Annotated in this window: 4 protein-coding genes; all 4 read right to left on the minus strand. The window is 63.9% G+C overall.

What is annotated here, in order from left to right; genetic code table 11:
* Positions 1-18: 18 nt before the first annotated feature.
* The gene (rpsA, locus tag ABIV12_RS15470; RefSeq protein ID WP_348060940.1) at positions 19-1,686 is read right to left on the minus strand and encodes a 30S ribosomal protein S1; all 1,668 of its coding nucleotides are present in this window, start codon (positions 1,684-1,686) and stop codon (positions 19-21) included.
* 156 nt (positions 1,687-1,842) lie between these two features.
* On the minus strand, positions 1,843-2,523 hold the full coding sequence (cmk, locus tag ABIV12_RS15475) for a (d)CMP kinase (protein ID WP_348060942.1): 681 nt from the start codon (positions 2,521-2,523) through the stop codon (positions 1,843-1,845).
* A gap of 86 nt (positions 2,524-2,609) precedes the next feature.
* On the minus strand, positions 2,610-3,917 hold the full coding sequence (aroA, locus tag ABIV12_RS15480) for a 3-phosphoshikimate 1-carboxyvinyltransferase (RefSeq protein WP_348060944.1): 1,308 nt from the start codon (positions 3,915-3,917) through the stop codon (positions 2,610-2,612).
* Positions 3,914-4,560: aminotransferase class I/II-fold pyridoxal phosphate-dependent enzyme (locus ABIV12_RS15485; RefSeq protein ID WP_348060946.1), on the minus strand; the 647-nt coding region annotated here is incomplete at its 5' end. The genes aroA and ABIV12_RS15485, both read right to left, overlap by 4 nt.

Here is a 4,560-nt window from a genome sequence, read left to right on the forward strand (position 1 = left end):
CCCCGCCACGATGGTGCATCAACGGTTGAGCTGTTCCTTGAGCAGCGCACCGAGCTTGGTCGTACCGCCCGTCGCACTCTGATACTCGTCGAGCGTGCTCTGCAGATCTTCCTCGTCCTTCGCGCGAATCGACAGTTGCAGGCTGCGGCCCTTGCGATCCATGCCGGTGAACTTGGCTTCGACCGGATCGCCGACCTTGTAGTGCAGGGTCGCGTCGTCGACGCGTTCCTTGGCGATGTCGTTCGCGCGCAGGTAGCCTTCGACGCCTTCGCCGAGATCGACCGTCACGCCCTTCGCATCGACTTCGCGAACGGTGCCGTTGAGGATGCTGCCACGCGGATGCGCCGCCATGAACTGGCCGAACGGATCCTGCTCCAGCTGCTTGACGCCGAGCGAGATGCGCTCGCGCTCCGGATCGACCGCGAGCACAACGGCCTCGATCTCGTCGCCCTTCTTGAAATTGCGCACGAGGTCTTCGCCGGTGGTCTGCCAGGAGATATCCGACAGATGCACGAGCCCGTCGATACCGCCGTCGAGCCCGACGAAGATGCCGAAATCGGTGATCGACTTGATCGTGCCCGACACCTTGTCGTTCTTCTTGTAGATCGCAGCAAACGCTTCCCACGGATTGGCACTGGTCTGCTTCATGCCGAGCGAGATGCGGCGACGCTCTTCATCGACGTCGAGAACCATGACTTCGACTTCGTCACCGACCTGGACCACCTTGGCCGGATTGACGTTCTTGTTGGTCCAATCCATCTCGGATACATGCACGAGGCCTTCGACGCCCGGCTCCAGCTCGACGAAGCAGCCGTAGTCGGTCACGTTGGACACCTTGCCGAGGATGCGCGTGTTGGCCGGATAGCGGCGCGCAATCGCGACCCACGGATCCTCGCCCAACTGCTTGAGACCCAGCGAAACACGGTTGCGCTCGCGGTCGAACTTGAGCACGCGGACATCGAGTTCGTCGCCGACGTTCACCACTTCCGACGGATGACGGACACGCTTCCACGCCATGTCGGTGATGTGCAGCAGGCCATCGATGCCGCCGAGGTCGACGAATGCACCGTAATCGGTGAGGTTCTTGACGACGCCCTTGACGACTGCGCCCTCGACCAGCTTGTCGAGCAGCTGCTCGCGCTCTGCGCTGAACTCGCTTTCGACGACGGCGCGGCGCGAGACCACGACGTTGTTGCGCTTGCGGTCGAGCTTGATGATCTTGAACTCGAGTTCCTTGCCCTCGAGGTACGACGGGTCGCGCACCGGGCGCACGTCGACGAGGGATCCCGGCAGGAATGCGCGGACATCCTTGATGTCGACCGTGAAACCACCCTTGACCTTGCCGGAGATGCGGCCGGTGATGGCGGCATTGGCAGTCTGTGCCTCTTCGAGTTCGTCCCAGACCAGCGATCGCTTGGCCTTCTCACGCGACAGCATCGTCTCGCCGAAACCATTCTCGATTGCGTCAAGCGCCACTTTGACGGTATCGCCAACGGCGATTTCGAGCTCACCCTGCTCGTTCTTGAACTGCTCGATCGGGATGATGCCTTCGGACTTGAGGCCCGCGTGCACGACGACGACGTCGGAGCGGATCTCGACAACGACGCCCGAAACGATGGCACCTGAGCGGAGCTTGTTGAGCGAGCCCTGGCTCTGTTCGAACAGTTCGGCGAAACTTTCTGTCATGTTGAATTCCAGTCATGAAACAGGTTGCAGATCGGCTGGACCTGGCCAGCGACAAACCCGCAACCCACCTTCGAAGGATGCGTTTTTCGCATCATTGTGTTCCGACGCAATGCGCCGGGCCGTTTGCCCTTGCGGGCGATTCCCTTCGTGCGAGGATCAGGCAGGACGGGCGTAAGCCAGAACCCGGGCGACAACGACGTCGACCGCGACTGCGGTCGTATCGATGATCAGTGCACCGGTTGCCGGCTTGAGCGGCGCCACCTTGCGGGTTGCGTCGCGCTCGTCGCGCGCCTGGATCTCGCGCAAAAGAGACGAAAGCGTAACACTCAACCCCTTTCCCTTCAACTGCTTATATCGCCTGTGCGCCCGTTCGTCGGCGCTTGCGGTCAGGAAGATCTTGCGCGTGGCATCGGTGAAAACCACGGTCCCCATGTCGCGTCCGTCGGCGACAAGCCCTGGCGCCTTGCGAAAGGAGCGCTGTTTCTCGAACAGCGCGGTCCGGACTTCAGGAATCGCCGCAATGGCCGACGCGGTCGCGCCGCAGGTTTCGGTACGAATGTCATCGGTCGCGTCGTGTCCGTTGACGATGACCCGCGTCTCGCCGCCGTCGCGCGGGTCTCGGAATACGATTTTCGTCGTCTCAGCGCAGCGGGTCACCGCCTCCGCGTCCGAGAGATCGATTCCGGCCATGCTTGCCGCGTAGCCGACGGACCGGTAGATCGCGCCGGAATCGAGCAGATGCCAGCCCAACGCAGTCGCCACAGCACGGCTGATCGTGCCCTTGCCGGAGCCCGATGGGCCGTCAATGGTCAATACCGGGGCGTCGCTGTTATGCACGAAAGTTCTGCCGGTGGAACGCGAGCCGGCATTCTAGCGGCTGGGCTCGCGTTTTCCTCCGTATCACCTGGCGCTGGCGACCCGACTCATGATTCGAGGGCGAACCCGCATTCGTTCGCGCGTTCGAAAAAGCCGGGAAACGACGTGGCCACGTTTGCGCAATCGGCGATCCGCACCGGCGCATCCGCCAATAGCCCGGCGACGGCGAAGCTCATCGCGCAGCGGTGGTCGCCGGTACTGTCGACCGACCCGCCGCGCAACGAACCTCCGATGATCACCGCGCCGTCGGGCGTCTCCTCGACGCGCACACCGAGCGAACGCAACCCCGTCGCCATGACTGCAATGCGATCGGATTCCTTCACGCGAAGTTCCGCTGCCTGGCTGATGGTGGTGATGCCATCGGCCGCCGCCGCAGCGACGAACAGGATCGGAAACTCGTCGATCATGTCCGGCACCAGGTCGGCCGGAATCGCTGTGCCTCGCAGTCGTGAGTAGCGCACCTCGATGTCGGCGACGGCCTCGCCGCCCTCCTCCCGCCGATCGTGTTCGCGGATGTCGGCGCCCATCAACCGCAGCGCGTTCACCAGACCGGTCCTGCGAGGATTGAGCCCGACAGCTCGTAGCAGCAGGCGCGATCCTGGAACGAGGATCGCCGCCACGATGAAGAATGCCGCCGAGGAAAAATCCGCCGGAACCACCACATCGGTCGCGTGCAACCGGTGCCCCCCCCACAACCGCGCACGGCCCGGCTCGAACCGGATCGGCCAGCCGAAAGCCGACAGCATGCGTTCGGTGTAGTCACGTGTCGGATGGAGTTCGCGAAGATCCGTTTCCCCGTCGGCATGCAGGCCGGCGAGCAGCACTGCGGATTTGACCTGCGCACTGGCAACCGGCGCGCTGTACGCGATGCCTCGCAACGCGGCGCCGCCCCCGATGCGCAGCGGTGGCAACCCGCCCGTTTCGGCGTCGATGCGCGCGCCCATCGCCCGGAGAGGGTCGATCACGCGACGCATCGGTCGCCGCGACAGCGATTCGTCGCCGACCAGGATCGAGTCGAACCGCTGCCCCGCCAAGATGCCCGCCAGCAGTCGCATTCCGGTGCCGGCATTTCCACAATCGAGCGCGGCGGTCGGCGGCTGCAGGCCATCCATGCCGACCCCGTGGACGATGCGTCGCGATGCGGACGGAGTCTCGATGCGGACGCCCATCTGCGCGAAGATCGCAGCGGTCGCACGCGTATCTTCGCCTTCGAGAAAGCCGTCAACCTGCGAAACGCCGTCGGCGATCGCCGCGAGCATGACGGCTCGATGCGAGATGGACTTGTCGCCGGGAATGACCACGTCTCCGCGCAGCGGTCCCGAGGCACTGCTGGTCCAGTCAACGCGATCTGTCACGGCAGCGCATCCAGCAGGCGCTGATTGTCGATCCGACAGCCGATACTGATGCGCACCGTGTTCGACAAGCCGTATCCGCCCATCGGACGGACGATCACCCCGCGATCGAACAGGTGCCGCTCAAGATCCGCGGCATCATGCGCGAGGTCGACGAGTATGAAATTGGTCTGCGAAGGCAGAATGACGTAGCCGCGGGCAACGAGCTGGCCGGCCAGCCATTCACGCTCTGCGGCATTGAACGACCGCACGAGTTCCACGTGCGCGCGATCTGAAAGAGCAGCTTCGGCACCCGCCAGGCCCACCGAATTGACGTTGAACGACTCGCGCAGCCGCTCGATGACCGCGACGACGCGTGCATCGGCCACCAGATAACCGACGCGCAAGCCGGCCAGCGCATGCGCCTTGGAAAACGTGCGCGTGACGACCAGGTTCGGAAAACGATTTGCGAATGCGAGCGCACTCGTGAGGCCGGGCGCATCGACGAATTCGTGATACGCCTCGTCGACGACAACCAGAACGGTTGCGGGCACGCGCGCAAGCAGCAGTTCGAGCGCTGCATCGTCGAACCAGGTTCCCGTCGGATTGTTCGGGTTGGCAAGGTAGATCAGGCGCGTATCGGAACGAACGGACGCGGCGATCGCCG

Origin of the sequence: Dokdonella sp., assembly GCF_039926425.1 — a bacterium.
GTDB lineage: Bacteria > Pseudomonadota > Gammaproteobacteria > Xanthomonadales > Rhodanobacteraceae > Dokdonella_A.